The following is a 23645-nucleotide window of genomic DNA, read 5'->3' as shown; positions in this document are numbered from 1 at the left end:
TGACATCTCACTCGCCGGCCGGGTCGTTCACTGTCTGAGTCGACCGCCGGTGCGACGTCGAGCGTTCAGGACAGGAGCATCTGGGACAGTGCGGTGCCCACGATGCAGGAGGTGAGGACCCCGATGAGCCCGGGCACCAGGAAGGAGTGGTTGATGACGTACTTGCCGATGTGGGTGGTGCCGGTGGGGTCGAAGCCGATCGCCGCCAGATCCGAGGGGTAGGTGGGCAGGATGAAGTACCCGTAGGAGGCACCGATGAACCCGACGACGATGACGGGGCTCACCCCGAGTGACAGGGCCATCGGGGCGACGATAAGCAGTCCGGCCGCCTGGGAGTTCACCAGCTTGCCGATGATGAACAGGACGATGGCGTACATCCACACGTGGTGGGACAGGACGCCCGAGAGACTGTGCTCCAGGTTCTCCAGATGGGCGTGGACGACCGTCTCAGTCATCCAGGCGACCCCGAAGATGGAGAACATGGCAGTGGCCCCGGCCTTGAACACGGTGGTGGAGGCGATCTTGCCGGCCTGTACCTTGCAGGTCAGCAGAATGAGCGCTCCGGCGGCGAGCATGACCATCTGGATGACCAGGTTCATGCTCAGGCGCTCCAGCGCGCCGTCGTCGCCCGTGGGGAACTGGGGGCGCAGCACCTCGAAGGCGCCCAGGACGACGACGACGGCGATGGCGCCCAGGAAGATCCAGGTGGCGCGGTAGGCCTCGGGCGGGAACACCTTGCCGACGAGGGTCTCGGAGCTGGAGTGGACGGCAGCGCGGAACTCCGGGTTCTCCAGGCGCTTCTGGTACTCCTCGTCCTGATCCAGGTCCTTGCCGCGGCGCATCGACCACAGGGCGGCCAGGAGCACCCCGCACAACGACGCCGGGATGGAGACCGCCAGGATCTGCAGGACTGACCAGTGCCGGTCGGTGTTCTTGGCGATGATGGAGACGATGGAGACCGTGGCGACCGAGACCGGTGAGGCCGTGATGCCCATCTGGGCGGCGACCGAGGAGGCGGCCATGGGACGTTCGGGCCGGATGTCCTTCTTGATGGCGATGTCCGCGATGATCGGCAGCATCGTGTAGACGACGTGGCCGGTCCCGCACAGGACGGTGAGGAACCAGGTGACGCACGGCCCCAGGATGGTGATCTGTTCGGGATGTCGACGCAGCACGCGCTCGGCCATCTGCATCATGACGTCCAGTCCGCCTGACTGCTGGAGGGTGGCCGCACAGCCGATGACGGCCAGAATGGTGAGGATGACATCGACCGGGGCCTCGCCCGGCTCCAGGCGGAAGCCGAAGACGAGGATCAGCAGCCCGATCCCGGCGATGAGACCGAGGGCGATCCCGCCCTTCTTCGCCCCGATGATGAGGCAGGTGAGGATGATGACGACTTGAAGGATGATGCTGAGGGTCTGAAGGGCTGAGCTGGCGTCCATGGCGGATCTCCCCGGTTGGGCGGGACGGGCGAGGGTCGGCGCTGCCCTGGCGGGCGAGGAGCCGATGCGTGAAACTGACCATCTGTTTGGATTGTGTCCAGTGTCTCATCAGCCGTCGGGACTATTGTCCTGGTGGATATCGGCTGTTTTCGGAGTACGTCGTTGACGGCTGGGCGCGAACTCACATTCTGGCTCCGGTAGCGCCGTCACCGGCCCTCAAAGCGCATGAGTGCACTGTTCGGAGCGATTTAGGTGACAACCGGATAACGTGAGTCGGTGGCGTCATGGCTGGTTCCCAGGTCCACATCGCTACCATCACGACCCCGTGTTCCCTCATACTGGACGCATGTCGGCGCCCAATGCGGCTTGTCCGCAGCGATCACTCCCGATCGCCGTCGACGGTCCTGCTGGACGGTGACCGGTCGAGTCGGCGCCAGCAGCCAACATCGGTCATGATGAGGACCCCATGTCGCAACCGGAGCGTTATCCCCCGCACCGTCGCGGCACCCAGTCACCTCCATGACAGTCAACCGAAACGAGGAGCGCGTGGCAGAAGGCACGAGTGGGAGCGGACCCAGCCGCCCCGTCGGCAACAAGCTGAGCCAGGTGGCCAGCGCCGGTCGCCAGTCCCTGGGCAGGATCTCGGGGGCCGGTAAGAAGCCCGGAAAGGGGCGCAAGCGGTCGACGGCCGAGCGTTCCAAGGACGCCGCCTCGGGGCGCAAGCGCCGTTTCTTCAACTACCCCCGCGCCGGCAAGGGGAAGATCCACCGCTGGATCCCCAGCTGGCGGTTCGTCCTGGGCGTCTTCCTGCTGGGGGTGCTCAGCGCCGTCGGCGCCTTCATGTGGGCCTACAACACCATCAAGGTGCCCAAGCCCAGTGAGTTCGCGCTGGCTCAGAGCAGCACGGTCTACTACGCCGACGGAACCACGGAGATGGGGAAGTTCGCCGAGATCAACCGGCAGTCCGTGGACGCCTCCACCCTGCCGGACTATGTGGGCAACTCGGTGGTGGCCTCTGAGGACCGCTCCTTCTACTCCAACAAGGGCGTCGACCCCAAGGGCATCGCGCGCGCCCTGATCAACAACCTGCGCGGAGGCGATACCCAGGGCGCCTCGACCCTGACGCAGCAGTACGTGAAGAACTACTACGTCGACACCACGAGCTCCTACTCCGGCAAGTTCAAGCAGGCCATCATGGCCATCAAGATCGACCGGGAGAAGCCCAAGAAGGAGATCCTGGGCGACTACCTCAACACGGTCTACTACGGCCGAGGCGCCTACGGCATCGAGGCCGCCTCGCAGGCCTTCTTCGGCCATCCCGCCAAGGAGATGACCCCTTCGGAGGCCGCGCTCCTAGCGGGGATCCTGCCGTCCCCCAGCGCCTGGGATCCGGCCGAGAACTCGAAGAAGGCCGAGGAGCGGTGGGGACGAGTCCTGCAGTTCATGCTTGACGACGGCTACATCACTCAGGCTCAGTACAACGAGGCCAAGCAGAAGGGGATGCCGGACGTCAAGGAGTCCCAGACCAAGCAGGTCTACTCCGGCACCAACGGCTACCTGCTCCAGATGGTGCGCGCCGAGCTTGAGAACAAGGCCAAGATCTCTCCGGAGCAGATCGACACGGGCGGTTTCAAGATCGTCACCACGATCAACAAGAAGGACCAGGAGGCCGCCGTCAACGCGGTCAACTCCCTGCCTCCCGGCGCCTCGCCGAACCTGCGCAAGGCGCTGGTGTCCATCGACCCCAAGACGGGCGGTCTGCTGGCCCTCTACGGGGGTGATGACTACCTGACCAGTCAGGTCAACACCTCCACTGATGCCATCGCGCAGGCGGGCTCCACCTTCAAGCCCTTCGCGCTGGTGGCCGCCCTGGAGAACGGCTGGTCCTTGGACAGTGGTTATCCGGCCACCTCGCCGATGACCATTGAGGGCCATCAGTTCCAGAACTTCAGAAACGTCTCCCTGAAGTGGGCCAGCCTCACCCAGGCCACGGAGCAGTCGCTCAACACCCCCTACCTCCAGCTCAATCAGGAGCTCTTGAATGCCCCGGACCTGCAGAAAGAGAAAGGGGTCACGGCCAAGGTGGCGAACCGCGCCGGCTACCCGGAGAACACCGAAGGGTTGAAGACCACGGAGCAGCGGACCCTCGTCCAGAACGTGCTCGGGTCGGCCTCCCCGCACACGATTGACATCGCGACGGCCTACTCCACCTTCGCCTCGCAGGGCATCCGGCACGACACCCACATCGTGGCCTCCCTCAAGAACTCCGATGGAACGAACCGCTACACGGCGGACACCAAGGGGCATCGAGAGTTCGATGAGGACGTCATGGCGGACACGACCTACGCCCTCCAGCAGGTCGTCTCCGGCCCGAATGGCAGTGCGGACAAGGTGGCAACCCACATGGATCGCCCGGTCGCTGCGAAGACCGGATCGTCGTCGGACAACAAGTCCGCCCAGTTCGTGGGCTTCACTCCGCAGGTGGTCACCGCGGTGACCCTCTACCAGACCGGGACGGACGGCTCGGAGGAGTCGATCGAGCCTTGGGGCGAGTACGACGAGATCACCGGGTCGACCTACCCGGCGGACATCTTCATCGACTACATGACGGTCGCCCACGAGGGGCTTGCGGTCGAGGAGTTCCCGCCGCCGGCTGAGCTGCTGCCCACCCGTGGCGGGACGGTTCCGCAGACCGCCAAGCCCACCGGCCAGCCGGAGGAGGAGGCGACTGCGGCCCCCACCGGTCAACCGGAGGCGACTGCGGCCCCCACCCAGCAGCCCACCGCCGAGCCGACTCAGCAGGGCACCCCGCAGCCTGACGGGAAGCAGACCGAGCAATCGGACTCCCCGAAGAAGCCTGGAGAAGACCAGGGCGGTAGTGTTGGAGGCCAAGGCGGAGAGCAAGGCGGCGGCCAAGGTAACGGAGGTCAAGGTGGCGGCGGCCAAGGCGGAGAGCAAGGCGGCGGCCAAGGTAACGGAGGTCAAGGCGGCGGCGGCCAAGGCGGAGACCAAGGCGGCGGCAACAACCGCAACCAGGGTGGTGTTGGTTAGCGCCCCACCACTCCACGGCGGCTGACCCGCCCGGCCGCGGACGCCTGACGGTGGGCCGACGACGTGTTGCATGGCACGTCGTCGGCCCACCGTCTCGGCTTTCAGGGCCACCCGGTTGTCCGGTAGTGTGGCGAACTGGCTGCGCCGTCAGGCGGAAGGCGGAATGAAGCCTGTTTCCGCCGGATGGTGCGCCGCACGCATCACCCTCCTGTCACGGAAGGACCGTGACCGCCACAGACCAGAGGAGGTGGGTACCAAGCATGCGTCACTACGAGATCATGATCATCCTCGACCCCGAGACGGACGAGCGCACCGCCAACGCGACGCTCGAGAAGCTGCTGCAGGTCGTCCCCAGCAACGGGGGCACCGTGGACAAGGTCGACATCTGGGGCAAGCGCCGGCTGGCCTACGACATCAAGAAGAAGTCCGAGGGCTTCTACGCCGTCGTGGACATGACCACCACGCCCGAGATCGCCCAGGAGCTCGACCGCCAGCTCGGCCTCAACGAGACCGTCCTGCGCACCAAGCTGCTGCGTCCCGAGGCCTGAGCCTCTACCGGGAACGGAGACAACGCCATGGCCGGAGACACCATCATCACCATCGTCGGGAACCTCACCGCGGACCCCGAGATGCGCTTCACGCCCTCCGGGGCAGCGGTGGCCTCCTTCACGGTCGCCTCCACGCCGCGTACCTTCGACCGCGCCGCCGGCGAGTGGAAGGACGGGGAGACCCTGTTCATGCGCTGCTCGATCTGGCGCGACGCCGCGGAGAACGTGGCCGAGTCGCTGACCAAGGGCACGCGCGTCATCGTCCAGGGCCGTCTGGTCCAGCGCTCCTACACCACCCGTGAGGGCGAGAACCGCACGGTGGTGGAGATGCAGGTCGATGAGATCGGCCCTTCCCTGCGCTACGCCAAGGCCCAGGTCACCCGCCAGCCGCGCGGCGGCGGCCAGGGTGGCTTCGGCGGAGGTCAGGGCAGCCAGGGCGGTCAGGGCGGATACAACCAGAGTGGCCCCCAGCAGGGCGGCTACAACGGCGGTGGCGGCTTCGGCGGCCAGGGCCAGTCCGGGTACAACGCCCCCGCCGGCGGCGCCGCGGACGACCCGTGGGCCACGGGCGGCTCCACCTCCTTCGGTGACGAGCCCCCGTTCTGAGTCGCGACGTCGTCGATCCGTCCCCTCACACACAACACTTTTCATCTCGTAGAGCGCCCAGGCGCTCAGACCAAGGAGTACCACCATGGCGAAGCCCCAACTTCGCAAGCCGAAGAAGAAGGTCAGCCCCGTCAAGGCCATCAAGGTCGGCACCATCGACTACAAGGACACCGCCACGCTGCGGAAGTTCATCTCCGACCGCGGCAAGATCCGCGCCCGTCGCGTCACCGGCGTCTCCGTCCAGGAGCAGCGCAAGATCGCCAAGGCCGTGAAGAACGCCCGCGAGATGGCTCTGCTGCCCTACTCGAGCTCGGCTCGCTGATCGGAGGCACGCGCAATGACTACCAAGCTCATCCTCACGCACGACGTCTCCCACCTCGGCTCCGCCGGCGAGGTCGTGGAGGTCAAGGACGGCTACGCCCGTAACTACCTCCTGCCCCGCAAGCTGGCCACCCCGTGGACCAAGGGCGCCCAGCGTCAGATCGATCAGATGGCCGAGGCGCGCCGCAAGCGCTCCATCGAGTCCCTCGAGCACGCCCAGACTGCTCGCGCCTGGCTGCAGGAGAACGTCGTGACCGTCTCCGCCACCGCCGGTGACAACGGCCGCCTCTTCGGTGCCGTCACCACCGCGACCCTGGCCGACGCCGTCAAGGCCGCTGGCGGCCCCGCCGTCGACCGCCGCAAGATCCAGGTCGTGCCGCCGATCAAGTCGACCGGCCGCCACAGCGCCTCCGTGCGTCTGCACGCCGACGTCGTGGCCCCCCTCGAGGTCAACGTCGTCCCCGCGCGCTGAGCGTCGGGCATCCTTCCGCTGTCGGGCCGGGTCCTCCCCGTGGGGGCTCCGGCCCGACGGCGTCGTGCTGGGTCGTGCCGGCTGTCCGGTTCGTAGGGTAGGTCTCGCGTTCGTACCCTGAACCCCCGAACGCGAGGCATAAGGTACGAACGCGCGGTCGGCGTCGGCGATCATGTCCACAGGTCTGCCACAGGGCGCGCACTGCGGACGACGGTGGCGGGGAAGAGAGCCAGGATCCGGGCGCGCAGAACGTCGAGGTGCTTGAAATCCGCCCAGATGAAGCGCTCGATGCGCCAGCCCATGCGAGTGAGGGCGTCCTGACGCTGCTTCTCCTGCCACAGGCTCTCAGGGGCCTTGTACTTGATCCGCCCGTCGAACTCCGCCAGCACCCGGTACTCCGGCCAGGCCTCATCGGGGAAGTAGAGGCGGGAAGCATCCTTGATCGCCATCTGAATGCGCGGAGCCGGCAGGCCCAGTGCGCGCACGAACCAGTGCAGCAGCGACTCACCCGGCGATTCAGTGAAGGCCGAGGCCATGGCAACGACGGCACGTGCGCGCCGTGCCCCAGCACGTCGGCCCTGCGCCGTGACGGCGGCCTGGATCTGATGCCGCGCGGCCTCAACTCGACGGCTCGACTGCGCGTACTGGTATCGCGACGGACGAGCGATAGCGCGAAGCGCCGACTCGACCACGCACACTGAGTCATGGGCGGGAAGGTCGAAGGCGCAGTCGACCGCGGTCCGCCCCAAGGTGCTTACCGGCAGGCCCGAGACGGTGGTGATGTCCTTCTGCGGCATGCTCAGGCGTCGTCGGCGCAGGTACACAGGACGCTGCGCGCCTGGCGGGAGGGGAAGCTCCTGGTGGGGATGGCGTGGCCGAGAGGGGACGACGACGCTGACATCCGGCTCACGCTCCCGCAACCACAGACCGTGAACGAGGGCCGCGGACTCGTGGCTCAGGCAGCGTGCGGACTCGACCTGAAGGCAGGCGGCCGCGCAGCGAGCCAGACTGAGGCGCTCGCCGGCCTCCCAACGGGGTAGGTCCTGCGCGCCGACATCTCCATAGACACCACGAAGGAGCCTGACGGGGTTGCGCATGGCGGCCGGTGGGCCAGCGGACGCGACAACGGGTGGAAGCTGAGGCGGTTCGGGATAGGGCTCCATGCGGCAAGCGTGACGGGCGGGCGGATGAGGTGGCCACCGCAGCATCGGGGCCCTGTGGATGCAGCAGGGCGCAACGGCACTGTGGCCACTGGGTGACGGCGTCGTGCAGGCTGTCCGGTTCGTAGGGTAGGTCTCGCGTTCGTACCCTGAACCCCCGAACGCGAGGCATAAGGTACGAACGCGTGGGGAGGGACCGGGGCGGTGAGGGAGCCCGATCAGTGGCGCCAGGCGGTACCGCGCGAGCGCAGGTAGGTGGTGGCGCCGCGGGCGGCCATGAAGACCCAGGCGAAGGCGATCCACAGCAGCACCAGGCCCGACCTCGCCCCATCGGCCCCCGGCAGCACGCCGCCCCCGATGAGCAGCGCGAGCGGCACATAGGGCACCAGCGTCACCAGGCCCGCCCGGGCCAGGTAGCGGCCGTCGCCAGCGCCCATGAGCACGCCGTCGAGCAGGAAGACGACTCCGGCGAGTGGTTGCGCGCTCGCCGCGACCAGGAGCGTCGGGGTCGCGGCCGCGATGACGCCCGCGTCGGAGGTGAAGGCGCGGGGCAGCCAGGCCGCGCCCGCCGCCATGAGCGTCCCGATGAGGACCCCCGTCCCGGCGCCCCAGGCCAGCATCCGCTTGAGGAGCTCGTCAATGGACCAGCCGGCGGTCGCCGCAGCGGCCCCGGCCTCCTCCTCGGTGAGGGCCTTAGCCTCAGCCTCCGGTGCGTTGGAGTCCGCGTCCGCCCTCTGGGCCTGTCCCAGGGCGGTGCCGATGAGGGCCTGCGCCGCCACGGCCAGCGCATCCAGGGCGAAGGCCGCGAAGCTCCACAGGGCGTTGACCACCTGGTGGGCGGCCAGCGACACCTCCCCGATAGCGGTCGCCGCCCACACGGTCGCCAGGATCGCCACGCGCAGGCTCAGTGAACGGATGAGCAGGGGCACCCCACTGCCCAGGGACGCCCGCAGGCCCCGGCGGTGGGGGAGCAGACCCACGCCGGCTGCCCGGGCCGCCCGGGTGATCGGAGTGGCCAGCGCCAGCGCCATGGCCGTCTGCGCGATCGCGGTGCCGGCGCCCGAGCCCGCGATCCCCATCCCGACGCCGTAGAGCAGGATCGCGTTGACGACAACGTTGAAGACCGCCCCGCCGGTGGCCACGACGAAGGGCGTGCGCGTATCCAGCAGGCCGCGCAGCACGCCGGTGGCCGCCAGGACGACGAACATGCCGGGCAGCCCCGGGCAGGAGGCACGCAGGTAGGCCACGGCCGCCTGAGCCACCGCGCCGTCGGCGCCCATCGCTGCGGTCAGCCAGGGGGCCGTCAGTCCCAGGAAGGCGCCCGCCCCCAGCCCCAGCAGGAGCGCCAGCCACATGCCGTCAACGCCGGCCCGCAGGCCCTCGGTGCGTCGGCCGGCCCCGAACAGACGCGCCGTCGCCGCCGTGGTGGCGTAGGCCAGGAAGACGAACAGGCCCACCGTCGTCGTCAGGATCGTCGAGGCCAGGGACAGGCCCGCCAGGCTCACCGCGCCGAGGTGGCCGACCATGGCCGAGTCCGCCAGGACGAAGAGCGGCTCGGCAATCAGCGCCCCCAGGGCGGGCACGGCCAGGGACAGGACCTGGCGGTTGAGGCTGCTGGAGGCGGGGCGGCTGGTGTCGGGCACGGCCCCCATTGTGGACCAGGGGTCCGCGCCGAAGCATCAGCGCCTCGGCGGTCCCCGGGCGGTACCGCGCAGGGAGGAGCGCGTGGCCGCCACCGCGGAGCGCCCGAGGGTAGGGTCGGGTGCCGGCTCCGAGCACGGAGGGAGACTGTCAGGGGAGATCCTCACGACCAGGTTGAGGATGAGGTTGAGGATGAGGTTGCCGGGCTGGATCGTGGACGTGACTGAGGCTATGCATCGCCGGGATTGTTCTGGGGGATCACACAACTATTCGAACCCAGGGAAAGTACTAGAAGGCTGAATATTCGCTGGAGATAAGCCTGATGAAGCCGATGTTCGGCCGAGATGGCGGGGTCTGGGGATAACTGGAACGGACCACCCTGTAGAGGAACCACAAACGGCGTGGACCTCAAGTCGAAGATGATGTTTGTCCACAGGTTTACCCACTTGTCCACAGACCACATTGTGATGTCGTGGGAAGAACCTATAGGAAGCCTGAACCCTTCGATCGCCGTGATGACGCCGAAAAGTCGCCCACCTGTGAGTGAGTCGCGCCAGGTGCGCACATCTGTGTCCACAGAGCACCCACCTCTGTCCCCAGGCTCCGGGGGTCTTCCCACAGTGGCGGTGCGGATATCCCCAGGGTGGGTGAACTTGAGAGTTTGCGGGGCCTGCTCGATGGCGTTATGGTCACGCGCGCGCTCCACGCGGGCGAGCGTCTTCCTGACACGGCGGGCCGTCGTCGGGAGCAGTAGGACGAGCCGGGACCAACCGGCGTGACAGTGCGGGAGGTGGCCGGATGGATCACGGCATGGGCGCTCAGGCCGGCTCGGGCGGCGCCGACGGCGGAAGTGTCCGCACCGACAGCTCCGCCTTCGACCGACTCCCGCCCCAGGACCTCGAGGCCGAGATGGCCACGCTCGGCGGCATGCTCCTGAGCAAGGAGGCCATCACCGACGTCATCGACGTCCTGCGCGGCCCGGAGTTCTACCGCTCGGCCCACGAGTCGATCTTCGACGCGATCGTCGAGGTCTACAACCGCTCCGAGCCCGCCGACCCGCTCATCGTCGCCGACGAGCTCTCCAAGCGCGGCGAGCTCGAACGCATCGGTGGCGCCCCCTACCTGGCCACTCTCATGGCCACCGTCCCCACCGCCGCCAACGCCGGCTACTACGCCCGCATCGTCAAGGACAAGGCGCTCATGCGCGGCCTGGTCCAGGCCGGAACCCGCATCACCCAGCTGGGGTACTCCACCGACGCCGGCGACATCGCCGAGCTCGTCACCCTGGCCGAGGCCGAGGTCTACTCGGTTGCCCACCACGAGGGGGAGAAGGAGGACTACGTCGCCGTCTCCGAGCTCCTGGGGGAGGCCAACCTGGAGATCGAGGCCGCCCAGAACCGCGACAACGGGGCGCTGACCGGGGTGCCGACCGGCTTCATCGAGCTCGACGAGCTCACCGGCGGGCTCCACCCCGGCCAGATGATCATCGTGGCCGCGCGCCCCGCCATGGGCAAGTCCACGCTCGCCGTCGACTTCTGCCGCTCGGCGTCGATCCACCACGGGATCACGAGCTGTTACTTCTCCCTGGAGATGGGGCGCATGGAGCTCATGATGCGCATCCTGGCCGCCGAGTCCAGCGTGGACATGAACAAGCTGCGCGGCTCGCGCCAGATGGAGGACCGGGACTGGACCGACGTCGCCGTGGCCTACAACCCCGTCTCCAACGCGCCGCTGTTCATCGACGACTCCCCCAACCTCACCATGCCGGAGATCCGCTCCAAGGCGCTGCGCATGAAGCAGCAGCACAACCTGGGGCTCATGGTCATCGACTACCTCCAGCTCATGAGCTCGGGCAAGCGCGTCGAGTCGCGCCAGCAGGAGGTCTCCGAGTTCTCCCGCTCCCTCAAGCTGCTGGCCAAGGAGCTGGAGATCCCGGTGATCGCCGTCGCCCAGCTCAACCGCGGTCCCGAGCAGCGTACCGGCAACAAGCCCCAGATGAGCGACCTGCGCGAGTCCGGGTCGCTGGAGCAGGACGCAGACATCATCGTGCTGCTGCACCGCCCGGAGTACTACAACAACGAGGAGCGCCCCGGCGAGGCCGACATCATCGTGGCCAAGCACCGTAACGGCCAGACACGCACCATCCCGGTGGCCTTCCAGGGACACGTGTCGCGCTTCGCCAACATGGCGCGCGACGTCACCCCCGAGCCCGCCTACGAGTAGGCCGGCCCGGCAGGGGACGGGGCCGGGAGGCGGACCGTGCGCAAGCGTAGGAAGCCCACGGCCCAGCTCGCCGCGGTCAGCAGGACGGCCATGGCGGCGCCATGCGCCAGCCCCCGGCGTAAGTAGTCGGCCGTGTCGGGCCCCAGGTTCTCCACGACGACGCTGGCCAGCTCCCGGGTCGACCACAGCGGCAGGACGCGGGTCCAGCCCTCGGAAGGATCCACCAGCACCTGCACCGCCATGACTGACAGCAGCAGAAGAGCCCCCTCCAGGTCCCGTGGAACCAGGGCGGCGGCCAGGGAACCCAGGGGAGTGGCGACGGTGGCGGTCAGCAGCAGCATGACCGGCACCGCGCTCGGGTGGGTGAGCTCGTCGCCGATCGTGGCCAGGACGAGGCCGCTGTAGAGCAGGCCGAGAATCCACCCGAGCCCGAGCACCGCGAGGTAGCGGCCCAGCAGCAGGCTCGCGGGTCGAGCTCCGCTCACCACGAGGCGGCGGTCCACTGAGCGGGACGAGACCTGCGTGAACAGCGCCAGCGTCGCCGTCGCCCAGCCCAGGCCGATCGACAGGAGCCGGATCGCGGTCCAGTGCGTCTCCAGGCGCACCAGGTAGAAGGTCAGCGGCAGGAGAGTTGCCAGCGCGAGTGCGCCGCGCCGTCGGGCGAGCTCACGCAGGGTGACGAGCGCGACCAGGCCCGTGGTCGCCGCCATCGTCCGGAACCGGGCGCCCTCGGCGCGATCCCACTCGGTCTGCGGCGTGAACTGGTCAGGCGGCGTGCTCATGCGGACTCCTTTCGCAGCGTCCGTCGGGGCGTTCGGTGGATTGTCCGGCCAGCGTCCTCCTGTGGGGCCGGCAGCTCGACGACGCGGTCAACCAGGTCGACGTCGCGCAGCAGGTGGGTGACCAGCAGGACGCCCGCGCCCGAGGCGCGCCAGGCCGAGATGAGGGCCCACAGGTCCTCGTAGGCCAGAGCGTCAAGCCCCTGGTAGGGCTCATCCAGGAGAAGCAGATCGGGGGCGTTGAGCTGGGCGAGAGCGACGTTGAGCTTCTGCTGGGTCCCACCCGAGAGCGTCCCGGCGGTCTGGTCTCCGCGAGCGGTCCAGCCCAGGCGGGTCAGGAGACGGCGGCCGGTCGAGATGGAGCGGCCTTGCCGGATCCCGCGCGCCGCCCCGAAGAGCCGGAGGTGCTCGTCCACCGTCAGCAGCGGCGCCAAGGAGTCGAGCTGAGGCGCGTAGCCGAAGTTCGGCGTCCTCTCGATGCTCCCACCGCTTGCGCGCAGCAGGCCCGCGCAGAGCTGAAGCAGAGTCGACTTGCCGGCGCCGTTGGCTCCGACGACGGCGATGACCTCGCCCCGGTGGATGGTGAGGTTGATGCCGGACAGGATCGTGCGCCTGCCGCGGCGCGCGGAGACGTCCGTCAGGCGCAGGACCACGGGGGTTGCGGGCGGAGTCTTGGTAGATGCGGTGGTGAAGTCGGTGGTGCCGAGGTCAGCAGTGGCGTGGGGTGACGAGCTGTGTGGGGCTGGGGTGGGTGCTGTTGCCTGGTAGTCCCGCAGCGCAGAGGCGACCTCGCGGGCGTAGAGGACCGCCGGTCCGTACAGGTCGCCGGGCGGCACCCCGGCCGCCTCGGCCTCCGCCCGGGTCGAGGCAGCCGTGCGCTCGACCTCGGAGGACGGCAGACCGTGGGAGGTGAGCTCCACCGTGAAGCTTCGGTACCACTCGGCCGTCGTGTTCTGTGCTGGGTCCCTGGCTTCCTCGGGCCGGCTCATGAGGAGGCCTCCGTGCGTACCCTGCGGCCCTCGATGAGAGCGCCGACCGCCGTGGAGAAGGTGCGCCATTCGGCCCGTCGTGCGGCGAGCTCGGTGTGTCCGGCGTCCGTCAGCTCGTAGTACTTGCGGGCGGGCCCGGAGGTGGAGGGGCGCCAGGAGACCGCGACGAGGCCGCGCTTCTCCAGGCGCATGAGAGCCGGGTAGAGCGTGCCGCCGGGTACCTCGTCCAATCCGGCGGCGGCGAGGCGCTGTGCCAGGGACAGCCCGTAGTCGGCGTGCTCGGCCAGCAGTGAGAGCAGACAGGGTTCCAGGAATCCGCGCAGGAGGCGCGATGCTGATGAGTCCATGGTTGATAGACTACCTAGTTACTAGGTTGTCTATCTACTGGACCGGCGTGCTGGTTCCCAGGGGCCGATCTGTCACGGATGGCGACTTTTAGGTGCGTCGGTGCTGCGTAGCGTCGGTGGGCCTGGGGCGTCTGTGCAGGTCAGGCCGGTGCGGATGGGTCGGCGGCCGCAGCCGTCCGCCTGAAAAGTCGCCCAGAGTGACAAAAACGGGTGTGGATGACGCACATCCGCCGCCGACGGGCTGACAACCGTCGGCGGCGGTGAAACGGGAGGATCGATGAGGACCCGAGGGGCGCCTCAGCCCTGCCGGTACTCGCCCTGGTAGACGTAGAGGAAGGGCATATTGCCGCGCAGGCCGTGCTGGATGGAGGAGGAGACGACCTCCTTGGCGGTGACAGCGGCCTCAAGCGGGGAGGCGCCCTTGGCGAGCTCGGCGGTCACCGCGGCGGCCAGGGTGCAGCCGGCGCCGTGGACGCGCTCGGTGCCCACGGCCTCAACCTCGAGGACCTCCAGGGTGGTGCCGTCGTAGAAGACGTCCAGGGCGGTGCCGGTGCCCAGCGACGGGCCGGCCTTGGCCAGGACATTGGGGACACCCTGGTCGTGGATGCGCTTGGCGGCGTCCTTGAGCTGCTCGACCGTGGTGATCTCCTCCATGCCCGCCAGTGTGGCGGCCTCGAAGAGGTTGGGGGTGGTCATGGAGGCGTGCGGCAGGATCTTGGTGCGCAGGGCGTTGTCCACCTCGAGCGCGCCCCCGAACTCCTGACCCTTGCAGATGAGGACCGGGTCGAGCACCACGGCGGGGAAGTCGTAGGTCTCCAGGGCCTGCTCGACGACATCGATGGTGGGCGCCGTCCCCAGCATGCCGATCTTGACGGCGTCAACGCGGGAGTGGACGGCGGCGCAGGTCTCGATCTGGTCGGCGATGACGCCGGGGTCCACCGGGACGAAGCGGTGGTTCCACCCGTCCTTGGGGTCCATGGACACGATGCAGGTCAGGGCCGTGCAACCGTAGACGCCGAGGGTGTGGAAGGTCTTGAGGTCGGTCTGGGCGCCGGCGCCGCCGGAGGCCTCGGAGCCGGCGATGGTCAGGGCAATGGCAGTCATGGGTCAAGCCTGCACCGGCCGAGGCGCACGAGCCAAGCCGAGCCGGTCGCATGGAACCGGCCCGCAGTCGGCTCGAAGCCCCGGTTCGTGTCGGAGGTGGCCGGTAGCCTGGAAGTGCGTCCAACGTCGAGGGCTGAGTGGCGTGCCCTGAACGGAGTTGACTATACCGGCGCGGGACGCCGAGAACGGCTGTGGATACGTCAGAGGAATCGGGAGGTGCGTAATGGCAGGGACCAGCGGAGTGGTTGCCAGCGCGCTGGAACTTTCCCGTCTCGTATCCGGTGAGCGGGCCGATGCCGGGCTGCATCTTCTGCGCCTGGACCTTGCACCAGTTGCCGCAGCGGTTCTGGCGGCGCACCTGGGCGGGCAGGTGCGGCGTCGACCTGTGGCCGAGCTCCATGAGCTGATCGATGAGGACCTGGCTGCTCTGCGGGAGGCGGGTCTGAATCTGCCGCAACGGGCCCAGGCCTATTGTGATCAGTGGCGCCGGGCCGGGATCCTCCTGCGCGCCTCCGTTTCCGGCAGCCGGGAGGAGACCTACGAGCTCTCCGCCCCGGCGGAGGCGGCCCTGCGCTTCCTCGCTCAGGTGGAACGTCCTCGTGCGGCCGTCACCCAGTCGCGTCTGGCTACTATCTCCAACCAGTTGCGGCGCCTGGTGCGTGACTCCGATCCTTCGCCGGCGGGGCGGCTGGCAGCGTTGCGTGCCGAACGAGACGCCCTGGATGAGGAGATCGCTCGTGTCGATTCCGGCGACTACACCCCGCTTGAGGACGATCAGGGAGCCGAGCGGCTTGAGGAGATCATCGCCCTGGCCGAGCAGGTTCCCGGAGACTTCGCCCGAGTCCGCGCCGAAATGACCGATCTCAACCGTTTGCTGCGGGAGCACATCGTGGCCATGAGTGGCTCGCGCGGCGAGGTGCTCGACGACGTCTTCCGCGGCGTGGACCGGATCGAGTCCTCCGAGGCGGGGCGTTCCTTCCTGGGGTTCTACGAGCTCCTGTCCGATGTGGAGTCCTCGGCGCGACTCGATGACGAGATCGACACGGTCCTGGATCGGGACTTCTCCTCGCGTCTGTCGCCTGAGGACAGGAGGTTCCTGCGTCACTGGCGCTCCACCCTCATGGAGGAGTCCAGCTCCGTGCGTCTGACCATGACCGGCTTCTCCCGGTCCTTGAGACGGTTCGTGCAGAGCCGGGCCTTCGAGGAGCACCGCCGTCTGTCCGTTGAGCTTGCCCAGGCTCAGCGCCTGGCCGCCCGGGTGGCGGCCGGCACCCAGCCGCAGTACCGGATGACGAAGCATCTGGATCTGACCGGTGTCTCCTTGGCCAGCGTCGGGTCCTGGCGGCTGCACAACCCGGCGGAGGGCACAGTCGATGAGGAGATCGTCCTCCATGACGTCTCGGGTCTGGACCTGGAGGCTGTGCGTGCGATCGTGCGTGCCAGCGAGATCGACATGGTTGAGCTCGAGGACGCCGTTGCCGCCTCGGTGGCGCGGCGCGGTGCGGCCACGGTGGCCCAGGTTCTTGAGGACTCGCCCGCAACCCAGGGTCTTGCCAGTGTTATCGGCCTCCTGTTGCTGGCGCGGCGTCGTGGGCAGGTGGTCGACGGCGTCGAGCGCGTGACCTGGATCTCTAAGGCTGGTCGGGAGCGTGCTGCCAGCGTTCCCCGGCTCCTGTTCACCTCCGAGGCCGGGGAACATTGTCAAGCAGAGGGAGCAGTGCATGCAGGCCAACCGACCTGAGAAGCAGGTGGCAGAGCAATCCGTGAACCAGGTCCTCGCCCAATCGGAGGGTCAGATCCAGTGCTCGGAACAGGGACCGGACGGACTCGCCCAGGGCTCCACCGGCCACGCCGCCCTGTGGGAGGGGGATGCCGGAGGGCTGGCCCGGGATACGCGCCGAGCCCTTGTCCGTCTCCTTCAGGGGCCCTACGTCAGCTCGGAGCTCCACCCGGACCTGTGGAACGCCGTTGTCTCCGATGAGCCCAGTGTGCGCCGCTACCTGGCGGACCTCTTCCTCACTTTGGTGATGGACCGTGACGTGGGCGTCGCCTTTGTGCGTAACGTTGAGGATCCCAGCGGGCAGGCGCCCTCCGTCGTGAGATCGCTACCCCTAACACTTGTGGACACGGTGCTCCTGCTGCATCTGCGCACCCTCGTGCTGCGGGGCGAGACCAGCGGGCAGCGCGCCTTCGTTGACCGCTCCGAGCTGCAGGACCACCTCGCGGTCTACCGTCCGCACGCCTCCACTGATCACGCCGGCTTCGCCAAGCGGGTCAATGCCTCGATCAATAAGATGAAGGACGCTTCGATACTGCGTACCACTCAGGTGCCTGACCGTTTCCAGATCTCCCCGGTGCTCAACCTGATCTTCGGCCCTGACGAGGTCGCGGCGATCGCCGCCGAGTACCGTCGGATGCTGGGGGAGGATGCCGGCGAGGCCGACGCCGCCGCCAGCACCGATAGCGCTGATCGTCATGGGCGCCGTAATGACAGTAATGGTGATGATGGCAGTGATGACGCTGCCGCATCGGCTGAGAACAAGGTGAAGTGATGAGCGCGGTGAGCTTTGCGAAGGGCGTGGGCGCAGGCGCTGTCCAGAGCGCCACAGCGGGGCAGCACAGACTCGCCCGGATCCAGGTCTATAACTGGGGCACCTTCGGTGGCTATCACGACCTGCCCGTCCCCCGCTCGGGCCTGCTGCTGACCGGTCCCTCGGGCTCCGGCAAGTCCTCCCTCCTGGACGCCCTGTCCGCCGTCCTGGTGCCCGCCAAGCACCTGCGCTTCAACGCCGCCGCCCAGGACGCCGGCACCAATGACCGTTCCCGCACCGTCCTGTCCTATGTGCGTGGCGCCTACAGGCGGGTCACGCAGGAGACCACCGGCGAGGTTGTCACCGACTACTTGCGGCCCGGTGCCACTCGCAGCGGCATCGCCTTGACCTTCACCCGCCTGCACCCCGCAGATACTTTGACACTGCTCAAGCTCTACCACGTGCGCAGCGGAGCGGACTCGGCCAGCCAGGTCGAGATCCTCGTCGAGGGCCAGCAGGACCTCGTCGAGCTCATAGGCATGATCCGAGAAGGGGTAGACAAACGGAGGCTGCGTCAACATCTGGGAGATAGGGCTCGCTTCTTCCAAGGCTACAGTTCCTTCGCGGCAGCCTTCCGACGACGTCTGGGACTGTCCGGTGAGGTGGCCCAGCGCCTCCTCCACCGCACTCAAGCCGCCAAGAGCCTGACCAGCCTGGACACGCTCCTGCGTGACTTCATGCTCGATACCCCCGGCACCTTCTCCTTGGCTGATGATGCGGTGGAGCAGTTCGCCGAGTTGCGTGACGCGCATGCGGCCGTCGTTGATGCCCGCAGGCAGGAGGAGATCTTGGCTCCTCTGCTGCCTTTGAGCCATACCATCAGCCGGGCGCAACAGGATCAGGAACTTAGCGAGAAACTCTCCCAGAGTGTCGATGCCTACGTCCGCCGGCTGCGCCGGGACCGGCTTGAACAGACTCGGGACCGGGCCCGTGCCGCCGTCACCGCCCTGGACGGGGAGGTTCAGAGCGCTAAGCGTGCCGAGGACAGAGCCCGGGCCGAGGTCCAGGACCTCACCACCGCCAGGGCCGGGGTGGCAGGCAGTGAACTCCCGGTGGTACAGGCTCGCCTCGAGTCCGCCCGCAAGGACCTGGCGCGAGTGGAGGACCAGCTGCGCAACCTGGCCGGGCACCTTGGCGTCCTGGGAACCGAGCCTCCGCAGACGGCCGCCGCCTTTGCCGAGCTTGCCGATCAGCTGGATCGGGAGGCTCATGAGCTTCGGGTCCAGCTGGAGTCTTTCGAGGTGGAGGCGCACGCTGTGATGCGGGACAAGCTCGAGCTCGCCGACCAGCTGAAGGCGCTGCGCGCCGAGGCTGAGCGCATCACCAGCACCCGCTCGGCCATGGCCCCGGACCTGCTCGACGCCCGCGAGCGCATCTCGCGCGCCACCGGTCAGCCGGCTTCGGTCCTTCCTTTCGTCGGCGAGATCCTCACCATCGTGGAGGGGCAGGAGACCTGGCGTGTCGCGGTCGAGGCGGTGGCCTCCGGGTTCGCCCGCACCATGCTTGTTCCCGAGCGCCTCTATCGGCAGGTCGCCGACGCCGTCGACGTCCAACGGCTCGGCACCCGCTTGTCCTACCTTCGGGTCCTGCCCGGTGGTGAGGCTCGCAGTGTCAGTCCCGACGCCTTGGCCCGCAAGCTGCGGCCAGTGGAGGGCACCGACTACGCGCAGTGGCTCGACACCGAGATCCTGCGACGCTTCGACCACCGCTGTGTCGAGGACGCCGCCGCGCTCGCGGGCGTGGAACGGGGGGTCACCCGCGCCGGTCAGGTCAAGTCCTCGCGCACTGCCCACCTCAAGGACGACCGGCGGGACCTGACCAATCCCAGGTTCTGGACGATCGGCGTCGACGCCGCCCAGCGCCTCGACCAGGTCAGTCAGGAGGTGGACCGGCTCCGGCGGCGCGAGCGCGAGGTGAATGCTCAGCTGGAGGACCTGACTCGGCGGACCCGCCAGATGCAGGAGAGACGTGACGCCTGTCTGCGGGCCGCGGAGTCGACCTGGGAGGAGGTCGATGTGACCACGGCCAGTGGCATCGTCGCTGACCTGGAGGCCCAGTGCGGCCGTCTGACCCAGGACCTGCCGGGACTGGTTGAGCTCGACACCCGTCTGGAGGCCGCCCGCGTGGCGGAGGAGCAGGCCCGCGAACGGCACATCAGCCTGCGGGCGAACCTGAAGCAGCAGCGTTCCCGCCTGGAGGAGACCACCAAGGAGCTCGAGCGCCTGGCGGTGGAGGACGAGCCCGACCTGGATGAGTCCCTGAGCGAGGAGCTCGACAAGCGCTTCAGGTCCCGCAAGCGACATCCCACCCTTGATGAGATCGGGCAGGTCGCCACAAGCGTTACCCGCGAGCTGAGCCAGGAACGTCAGCGGGCCCTGCGCCAAGAGAATGAGGCTCTGCGCGACGCCGTCAGCATTATGGTCAGATTCGGGGAGCAGTGGCCGGCGGCGGGAGCGGATGTGCGCCCCGAGCCCGCTTATCTGGATGACCACCTCAAGGTCCTCAAGGATCTACGCGCTGACGACCTGCCGCGTCATGAGCGGCGGTTCTCCGAGCTCCTCCAATCGCAGTCGAGCCAGAATATCGGCCAGCTCGCCAGCGAGATCCGTCGCGCCGTCAGCCAGGTCCGCACCAGGATCGGCCCGGTCAACGATGCGCTCCAGGACACCGAGTACTCACCCGGCCACCACCTGCGCATCGAGGTCTCCGAACGCAGGCTGCCCGTCGTCGCAGACTTCCTGGCAGATCTCGCCACGATCTCGACAGGCTCCCTGGACCTGGCCGATGAGACGCAGCAGGAGGCCGAGGCGCGCTTCGAGCTGCTCAACGCGGTGATGACACGGCTGGCCTCCTCCGAGCAGCGAGACCTGACCTGGCGCAACCAGTGCTTGGATACGCGGCTGCACGTGTCCTTCACCGCCGTCGAGCGCGATGAGCACGGTACCGCAGTGGACTACTACGAAGGGGCGGGCGGGCTCTCAGGAGGCCAGCGTCAGAAGCTGGTTGTCTTCTGCTTGGCCGCGGCTCTGCGCTACCAGCTCACCGAGGCCGGTGACCCCGTCCCCGGTTATGCGCTCGTCGTCCTGGATGAGGCCTTCGACAAGACCGACACCGAGTTCACCCGCGCCGGCCTCGACGTCTTCAGCGAATTCGGTTTCCAGCTCCTGCTGGCCACCCCTATGAAGATGCTCCAGACCCTGGAGGAGCACGTCGGCGGGGCCGCCATGGTCACCAATGACGCCGAGGGACGCTGCTCCCAGCTTTCCCTGGTCCTGTTCGAGAACACCGAGGATACCGAGAGCGTCGGGGACGCTGAGCACGTTGACGACGCCGAGAAGGAGGGGGTTGTGGCGGGGGCCGACGTCGTCGGGGTCACCGACCCGCGGGGGGCGGATACGACGGCGGCCTCGGCATCCGGCACCCACGAGGACAACGAGGAGAACCTCTTCTCAGTCTTCACTGATGAGGAGGGTTCGTTGTGAGGGACCCTGACGACCTGAGCTCGCGAGCAGCTAAGCGCTACAGGCAGGCTCTACCAACCTGGGCCGCCGATCCCAGTAACGCCCGCAATGAGCGGCTTGTTCTTCCGCTCGATGCGCCTACGGAGAAGCAGGCGTTGAACCATTCCGAGGAGGTCACGCGATGGATCGCCTCATGGCGCCAGTGGGAGAGGATGTGGGGTGATCACGGTGGTCGTCTTGAACGCGCCTCGCGGCGCTGGACCTCCATGGGTGTTCAGCAGGTTCCCGTCCGAGCCGTCCTTGACGGAGCGGCCGCCGTGGCCCGTGCCTGCGGCCGGTTGCAGCACTGGCAGCGGGCCGAACGGCGGGCATCTCGAATGCGAGATGTTCTTACTGGGTTGCGTCAATCGCTCCGTGATCAGGATGAGGATCTCGGGGCAACAGGAGAGGGCGGGGCCAAGGCGGTGCCGGGGGATGAACAGGCCGATGCTGCTGCGATCTCAGCGGCCATCGCCTCCGTCATCACCACCGTGGCGGACTACTCGGACGATGACGTCGAGCGACTCCTCGGCGCCGTCACGTGGCTTACCACTCACCCGGTCTCCGGCCTCTATCTGCGTCAGCTTCCGCTGGCCGGCATGGACACCAAGTGGCTGGAAGCCCACCGGCGTGTAGTTCTGCGCCTGCTCGGGGCGCTCCGGGGGGAGGATGCCCGCGATGTGGATCTGGGACTACTCACCCCGCCTCGGCACACGGTGCGGTTGAGGGTCCTCGATGCCGGCCTCGCGCCGTCGGGGTTGCGCGATCTGGCGGCGCCTGTTGCGGAGCTCAACCGGCTCTGGCCCACCCCACGGAACGGTAACCTGCCCCAGCGGTCGGAGTCGGTGCCCGCGACTGTCGTCATTGTGGAGAACCTGACGACCTTTCTCGCTCTGGAGGACTGTCCAGGAACTGTGGCCCTGTGGGGAGCCGGATACGCCGTCGACGCCGTTAGCGACCTGAGCTGGGTACTTCGAGCGCAGCGGGTCCTCTACTGGGGAGACGTCGATGTTGATGGGCTCGCCATCCTGGCCCGTCTGCGATCCCGTCTCCCGCAGGTTCGATCGATCCTCATGGGCCCCGAGGTCCTGGAACGCTACGCCACGCTGGTGGTCCCAGACCCGGCGGCTGACAAGCATGAGGGACGGTCGATCCCCGACGGGCTTACCGCCTCTGAACGGTGGGCGTGGGAGGTTGTGAGTACCCGAGGTATCCGGCTGGAGCAGGAACGCGTCGCCTGGCCGCACGCGAGCAAGGAGGTATGGGAGGCCCTCCAGGACCGTCCCGGCCCGCCAGTGATTGAGTGAGTCGAGGTGGGCGGGACCTCGACGATTCCGCCCACCCCGACAACACGGATGGTTCCACGGGCTCAGGCGTTGGCAATGGTCCAGCGGCGGCCGCGGTGCGCGTCCTTCTCGGCCTCGTCCACCAGGGCGACGGCGAAGTCGGCCACGGAGATCTCGCTGCCCGCGGGCTGGTCGGCGCCCTCGGTGTAGGTGCCGGTGCGCGGCTTGTCGGTGAACTCCGGGGCGGGGGAGAGCAGGGTCCAGCTCAGGGCGCTGCCGGCCTCGCGGTAGAGGTCGAGGACCTCGGCGAAGGCCAGAGCCTCGGGCTTGTACTCCTCGGGGAATCCGGGGGTGTCCACCAGGCGGGTGCCGTCGGGCGTGAGCAGGGAGCCGGCGCCGCCGACGACGATGAGCCGGCCGGTGGGGGCGGCCGCGATGAGGGCCCGGTGGGCGTCAATGACGGGCTGGGCGGACTCCCCGCGGCCGGCGGAGACCGCGATGACGGTGGCGTCGGAGCCGTTGACGAGGTCGACGACGGCCTGCGTGTCTGCCAGGGTGAGGGTGACGTCCTGCGCGGCTCCCTCGGCGTGACGGCCCGAGCGCGAGGCGGAGACGACCTCGTGGCCGCGGCCGGCGGCCTCGGTGACGGTGGCCGAGCCGACCATGCCGGTTCCTCCGATGACGGCGATCTTCATGACTTCCTCCCGGTAGGTGGGGTGCTGGTTTGAGGCGAGTGCGTCGGGTGTCGGCGACCTCGCGATGACTCGATGGTATGATTTGGATACTGAGTACCTCAAAGTAACTAAGGGAGTGTGTTGTGTCACGGACCGAGGGGCTGATGGCTGAACGGCGGGAGGCGGCACGAGGCGGCGTCAGCAGTGCGAGGAGCGCCGGCACCGGCTCTGCTCGCGGCACCGACACCGCGGGTGCGGAGAGCGCGATGGAGCTGTCCTCAGGCGAATCGGGAGAGGTAGCTCCTCGGGGGAGCGCCCCATGCTGTGCGGCTCCCGCCGGAGAGGGAGCTCAGGCGCCGGTCTTCGACTTCGACATCCTCTCGCCCGCCTGCCCGTCGCGCACGGTGCTGCGTCACGTCGTCGACCGCTGGACCCCGCTGGTGGTCATGGTCCTGGCCGATGGGCCGAGCCGCTTCGGCGAGCTGCGCGCGAGGGTCGGCGGGGTGACGCCCAAAGTCCTCACCCAGACGCTGCGATCCATGGAGCGCGACGGCCTGGTGACGCGCACCCAGCTGCCGGGCGTGCCGCCACGGGTCGACTACGAGCTGACTGACCTGGGCCACAGCCTGCAGGCACCCATCGACGCGCTGCGCACCTGGATCCATACCCACTCCGCCCAGATCCTGGCCCACCGCGAGTCCTACGACGCCGTCGGGTCCTGAGGCCCCAGGGCGCTCGGGACGTGAGTGCGCCTGTCTCTGCGGCCGGGGACATTCTGCGCGGTCGGGGGCCTTCCCGGTCAGCCGGGGACGTGTCGCGCGTCCGGGGACAGGATGCCCGTCCCCGACGGCGTCGAATGCCCCCGCCCGGAATGACACGCTCCCGGCCGCGCGCAATGTCCCCGTCGGTGG

The 23645-nt window shown here is 68.3% G+C and carries 19 protein-coding genes; 11 read left to right on the top strand and 8 right to left on the bottom strand.

Translation table 11 applies throughout. The annotated features are described in order from the left end of the window. Positions 1 to 65: 65 nt before the first annotated feature. Positions 66 to 1442: an anaerobic C4-dicarboxylate transporter gene (locus RIV14_RS08090; RefSeq protein ID WP_070662724.1), complete on the bottom strand. Its 1377-nt coding sequence runs from the start codon at positions 1440 to 1442 to the stop codon at positions 66 to 68. A 519-nt stretch (positions 1443 to 1961) separates the two neighbouring features. Between RIV14_RS08090 and RIV14_RS08085 the strand changes: the two genes are divergently transcribed. The 5 genes from RIV14_RS08085 to rplI all read left to right on the top strand — a co-directional run bounded on the left by RIV14_RS08085 (position 1962) and on the right by rplI (position 6440). Beyond that, entirely contained in the window at positions 1962 to 4493 is a 2532-nt protein-coding gene (locus RIV14_RS08085) for a transglycosylase domain-containing protein (RefSeq protein WP_309325110.1), read from the top strand. Between the two features lie 260 nt (positions 4494 to 4753). Next, positions 4754 to 5041, top strand: a complete 288-nt coding sequence (gene rpsF, locus RIV14_RS08080; RefSeq protein WP_003788455.1) for a 30S ribosomal protein S6 — start codon at positions 4754 to 4756, stop codon at positions 5039 to 5041. Between the two features lie 27 nt (positions 5042 to 5068). Then, entirely contained in the window at positions 5069 to 5647 is a 579-nt protein-coding gene (locus tag RIV14_RS08075; protein ID WP_075371988.1) for a single-stranded DNA-binding protein, read from the top strand. An 85-nt stretch (positions 5648 to 5732) separates the two neighbouring features. Then, positions 5733 to 5969, top strand: a complete 237-nt coding sequence (rpsR, locus tag RIV14_RS08070) for a 30S ribosomal protein S18 (protein ID WP_003783656.1) — start codon at positions 5733 to 5735, stop codon at positions 5967 to 5969. Between the two features lie 15 nt (positions 5970 to 5984). Then, positions 5985 to 6440, top strand: a complete 456-nt coding sequence (rplI, locus tag RIV14_RS08065) for a 50S ribosomal protein L9 (protein ID WP_003783683.1) — start codon at positions 5985 to 5987, stop codon at positions 6438 to 6440. A 170-nt stretch (positions 6441 to 6610) separates the two neighbouring features. Here the strand turns inward: rplI and RIV14_RS08060 are convergent, their stop codons facing one another. Beyond that, the gene (locus RIV14_RS08060) at positions 6611 to 7537 is read right to left on the bottom strand and encodes a type IV toxin-antitoxin system AbiEi family antitoxin (RefSeq protein ID WP_075371987.1); all 927 of its coding nucleotides are present in this window, start codon (positions 7535 to 7537) and stop codon (positions 6611 to 6613) included. Positions 7538 to 7818: 281 nt separating this feature from the next. Further along, positions 7819 to 9252, bottom strand: a complete 1434-nt coding sequence (locus tag RIV14_RS08055; protein WP_075371986.1) for an MATE family efflux transporter — start codon at positions 9250 to 9252, stop codon at positions 7819 to 7821. A gap of 787 nt (positions 9253 to 10039) precedes the next feature. On the opposite strand from RIV14_RS08055, the gene dnaB reads away from it, so the two are divergent. Next, complete coding sequence (gene dnaB, locus RIV14_RS08050; RefSeq protein WP_075371985.1) at positions 10040 to 11464, top strand: replicative DNA helicase; 1425 nt, start codon at positions 10040 to 10042, stop codon at positions 11462 to 11464. Here dnaB and RIV14_RS08045 read toward each other — a convergent pair. The 4 genes from RIV14_RS08045 to thiD form a co-directional block, all read right to left on the bottom strand. After that, positions 11455 to 12246: a hypothetical protein gene (locus RIV14_RS08045; RefSeq protein ID WP_075371984.1), complete on the bottom strand. Its 792-nt coding sequence runs from the start codon at positions 12244 to 12246 to the stop codon at positions 11455 to 11457. The genes dnaB and RIV14_RS08045 overlap by 10 nt on opposite strands. Beyond that, positions 12243 to 13232, bottom strand: coding sequence for an ABC transporter ATP-binding protein (locus RIV14_RS08040; protein ID WP_075371983.1), 990 nt, complete (start codon positions 13230 to 13232; stop codon positions 12243 to 12245). The genes RIV14_RS08045 and RIV14_RS08040 overlap by 4 nt, the downstream gene beginning before the upstream one ends. Continuing rightward, complete coding sequence (locus tag RIV14_RS08035) at positions 13229 to 13579, bottom strand: PadR family transcriptional regulator (protein ID WP_075371982.1); 351 nt, start codon at positions 13577 to 13579, stop codon at positions 13229 to 13231. The genes RIV14_RS08040 and RIV14_RS08035 overlap by 4 nt, the downstream gene beginning before the upstream one ends. A gap of 297 nt (positions 13580 to 13876) precedes the next feature. Further along, on the bottom strand, positions 13877 to 14683 hold the full coding sequence (gene thiD, locus RIV14_RS08030; protein ID WP_075371981.1) for a bifunctional hydroxymethylpyrimidine kinase/phosphomethylpyrimidine kinase: 807 nt from the start codon (positions 14681 to 14683) through the stop codon (positions 13877 to 13879). Between the two features lie 223 nt (positions 14684 to 14906). On the opposite strand from thiD, the gene RIV14_RS08025 reads away from it, so the two are divergent. From RIV14_RS08025 to RIV14_RS08010, 4 genes are read left to right on the top strand one after another with little or no spacing between them, the layout of a single operon-like run. Further along, positions 14907 to 16424, top strand: coding sequence for a DUF3375 domain-containing protein (locus RIV14_RS08025; protein WP_075371980.1), 1518 nt, complete (start codon positions 14907 to 14909; stop codon positions 16422 to 16424). After that, positions 16405 to 17235, top strand: a complete 831-nt coding sequence (locus tag RIV14_RS08020) for a DUF4194 domain-containing protein (RefSeq protein ID WP_081381799.1) — start codon at positions 16405 to 16407, stop codon at positions 17233 to 17235. The genes RIV14_RS08025 and RIV14_RS08020 overlap by 20 nt, the downstream gene beginning before the upstream one ends. Continuing rightward, positions 17235 to 20756: an ATP-binding protein gene (locus RIV14_RS08015; protein WP_075371979.1), complete on the top strand. Its 3522-nt coding sequence runs from the start codon at positions 17235 to 17237 to the stop codon at positions 20754 to 20756. Before RIV14_RS08020 ends, RIV14_RS08015 begins: the two co-directional genes overlap by 1 nt. Then, positions 20753 to 22081, top strand: coding sequence for a Wadjet anti-phage system protein JetD domain-containing protein (locus tag RIV14_RS08010; protein ID WP_075371978.1), 1329 nt, complete (start codon positions 20753 to 20755; stop codon positions 22079 to 22081). Before RIV14_RS08015 ends, RIV14_RS08010 begins: the two co-directional genes overlap by 4 nt. A gap of 62 nt (positions 22082 to 22143) precedes the next feature. Here RIV14_RS08010 and RIV14_RS08005 read toward each other — a convergent pair whose 3' ends face one another. Further along, a complete protein-coding gene (locus RIV14_RS08005) occupies positions 22144 to 22755 on the bottom strand; it encodes an NAD(P)-dependent oxidoreductase (protein ID WP_075371977.1) in 612 nt (203 codons plus the stop codon). Positions 22756 to 22877: 122 nt separating this feature from the next. Here RIV14_RS08005 and RIV14_RS08000 point away from each other — a divergent pair, with 122 nt between their 5' ends. Beyond that, positions 22878 to 23456, top strand: a complete 579-nt coding sequence (locus RIV14_RS08000; RefSeq protein ID WP_256699106.1) for a winged helix-turn-helix transcriptional regulator — start codon at positions 22878 to 22880, stop codon at positions 23454 to 23456. Positions 23457 to 23645 lie beyond the last annotated feature (189 nt).

Source organism: Actinomyces acetigenes (genome assembly GCF_031296635.1).
In the GTDB taxonomy this organism is placed as follows: domain Bacteria; phylum Actinomycetota; class Actinomycetes; order Actinomycetales; family Actinomycetaceae; genus Actinomyces; species Actinomyces acetigenes.
The sequence above is the reverse complement of the archived record's forward strand: the minus strand, read 5'-3'. Positions and strand labels throughout refer to the sequence as shown.

Coding starts and splice junctions, on each gene's coding strand:
- dnaB (WP_075371985.1), top strand. CDS start 10,040: ATGGATCACGGCATGGGCGCTCAGGCCGGCTCGGGCGGCGCCGACGGC.
- rpsF (WP_003788455.1), top strand. CDS start 4,754: ATGCGTCACTACGAGATCATGATCATCCTCGACCCCGAGACGGACGAG.
- RIV14_RS08040 (WP_075371983.1), bottom strand. CDS start 13,232: ATGAGCCGGCCCGAGGAAGCCAGGGACCCAGCACAGAACACGACGGCC.
- RIV14_RS08090 (WP_070662724.1), bottom strand. CDS start 1,442: ATGGACGCCAGCTCAGCCCTTCAGACCCTCAGCATCATCCTTCAAGTC.
- rplI (WP_003783683.1), top strand. CDS start 5,985: ATGACTACCAAGCTCATCCTCACGCACGACGTCTCCCACCTCGGCTCC.
- RIV14_RS08025 (WP_075371980.1), top strand. CDS start 14,907: ATGGCAGGGACCAGCGGAGTGGTTGCCAGCGCGCTGGAACTTTCCCGT.
- RIV14_RS08085 (WP_309325110.1), top strand. CDS start 1,962: ATGACAGTCAACCGAAACGAGGAGCGCGTGGCAGAAGGCACGAGTGGG.
- RIV14_RS08060 (WP_075371987.1), bottom strand. CDS start 7,537: ATGCGCAACCCCGTCAGGCTCCTTCGTGGTGTCTATGGAGATGTCGGC.
- RIV14_RS08055 (WP_075371986.1), bottom strand. CDS start 9,252: ATGGGGGCCGTGCCCGACACCAGCCGCCCCGCCTCCAGCAGCCTCAAC.
- RIV14_RS08020 (WP_081381799.1), top strand. CDS start 16,405: ATGCAGGCCAACCGACCTGAGAAGCAGGTGGCAGAGCAATCCGTGAAC.
- RIV14_RS08045 (WP_075371984.1), bottom strand. CDS start 12,246: ATGAGCACGCCGCCTGACCAGTTCACGCCGCAGACCGAGTGGGATCGC.
- rpsR (WP_003783656.1), top strand. CDS start 5,733: ATGGCGAAGCCCCAACTTCGCAAGCCGAAGAAGAAGGTCAGCCCCGTC.
- RIV14_RS08075 (WP_075371988.1), top strand. CDS start 5,069: ATGGCCGGAGACACCATCATCACCATCGTCGGGAACCTCACCGCGGAC.
- RIV14_RS08035 (WP_075371982.1), bottom strand. CDS start 13,579: ATGGACTCATCAGCATCGCGCCTCCTGCGCGGATTCCTGGAACCCTGT.
- RIV14_RS08015 (WP_075371979.1), top strand. CDS start 17,235: ATGAGCGCGGTGAGCTTTGCGAAGGGCGTGGGCGCAGGCGCTGTCCAG.
- RIV14_RS08005 (WP_075371977.1), bottom strand. CDS start 22,755: ATGAAGATCGCCGTCATCGGAGGAACCGGCATGGTCGGCTCGGCCACC.
- thiD (WP_075371981.1), bottom strand. CDS start 14,683: ATGACTGCCATTGCCCTGACCATCGCCGGCTCCGAGGCCTCCGGCGGC.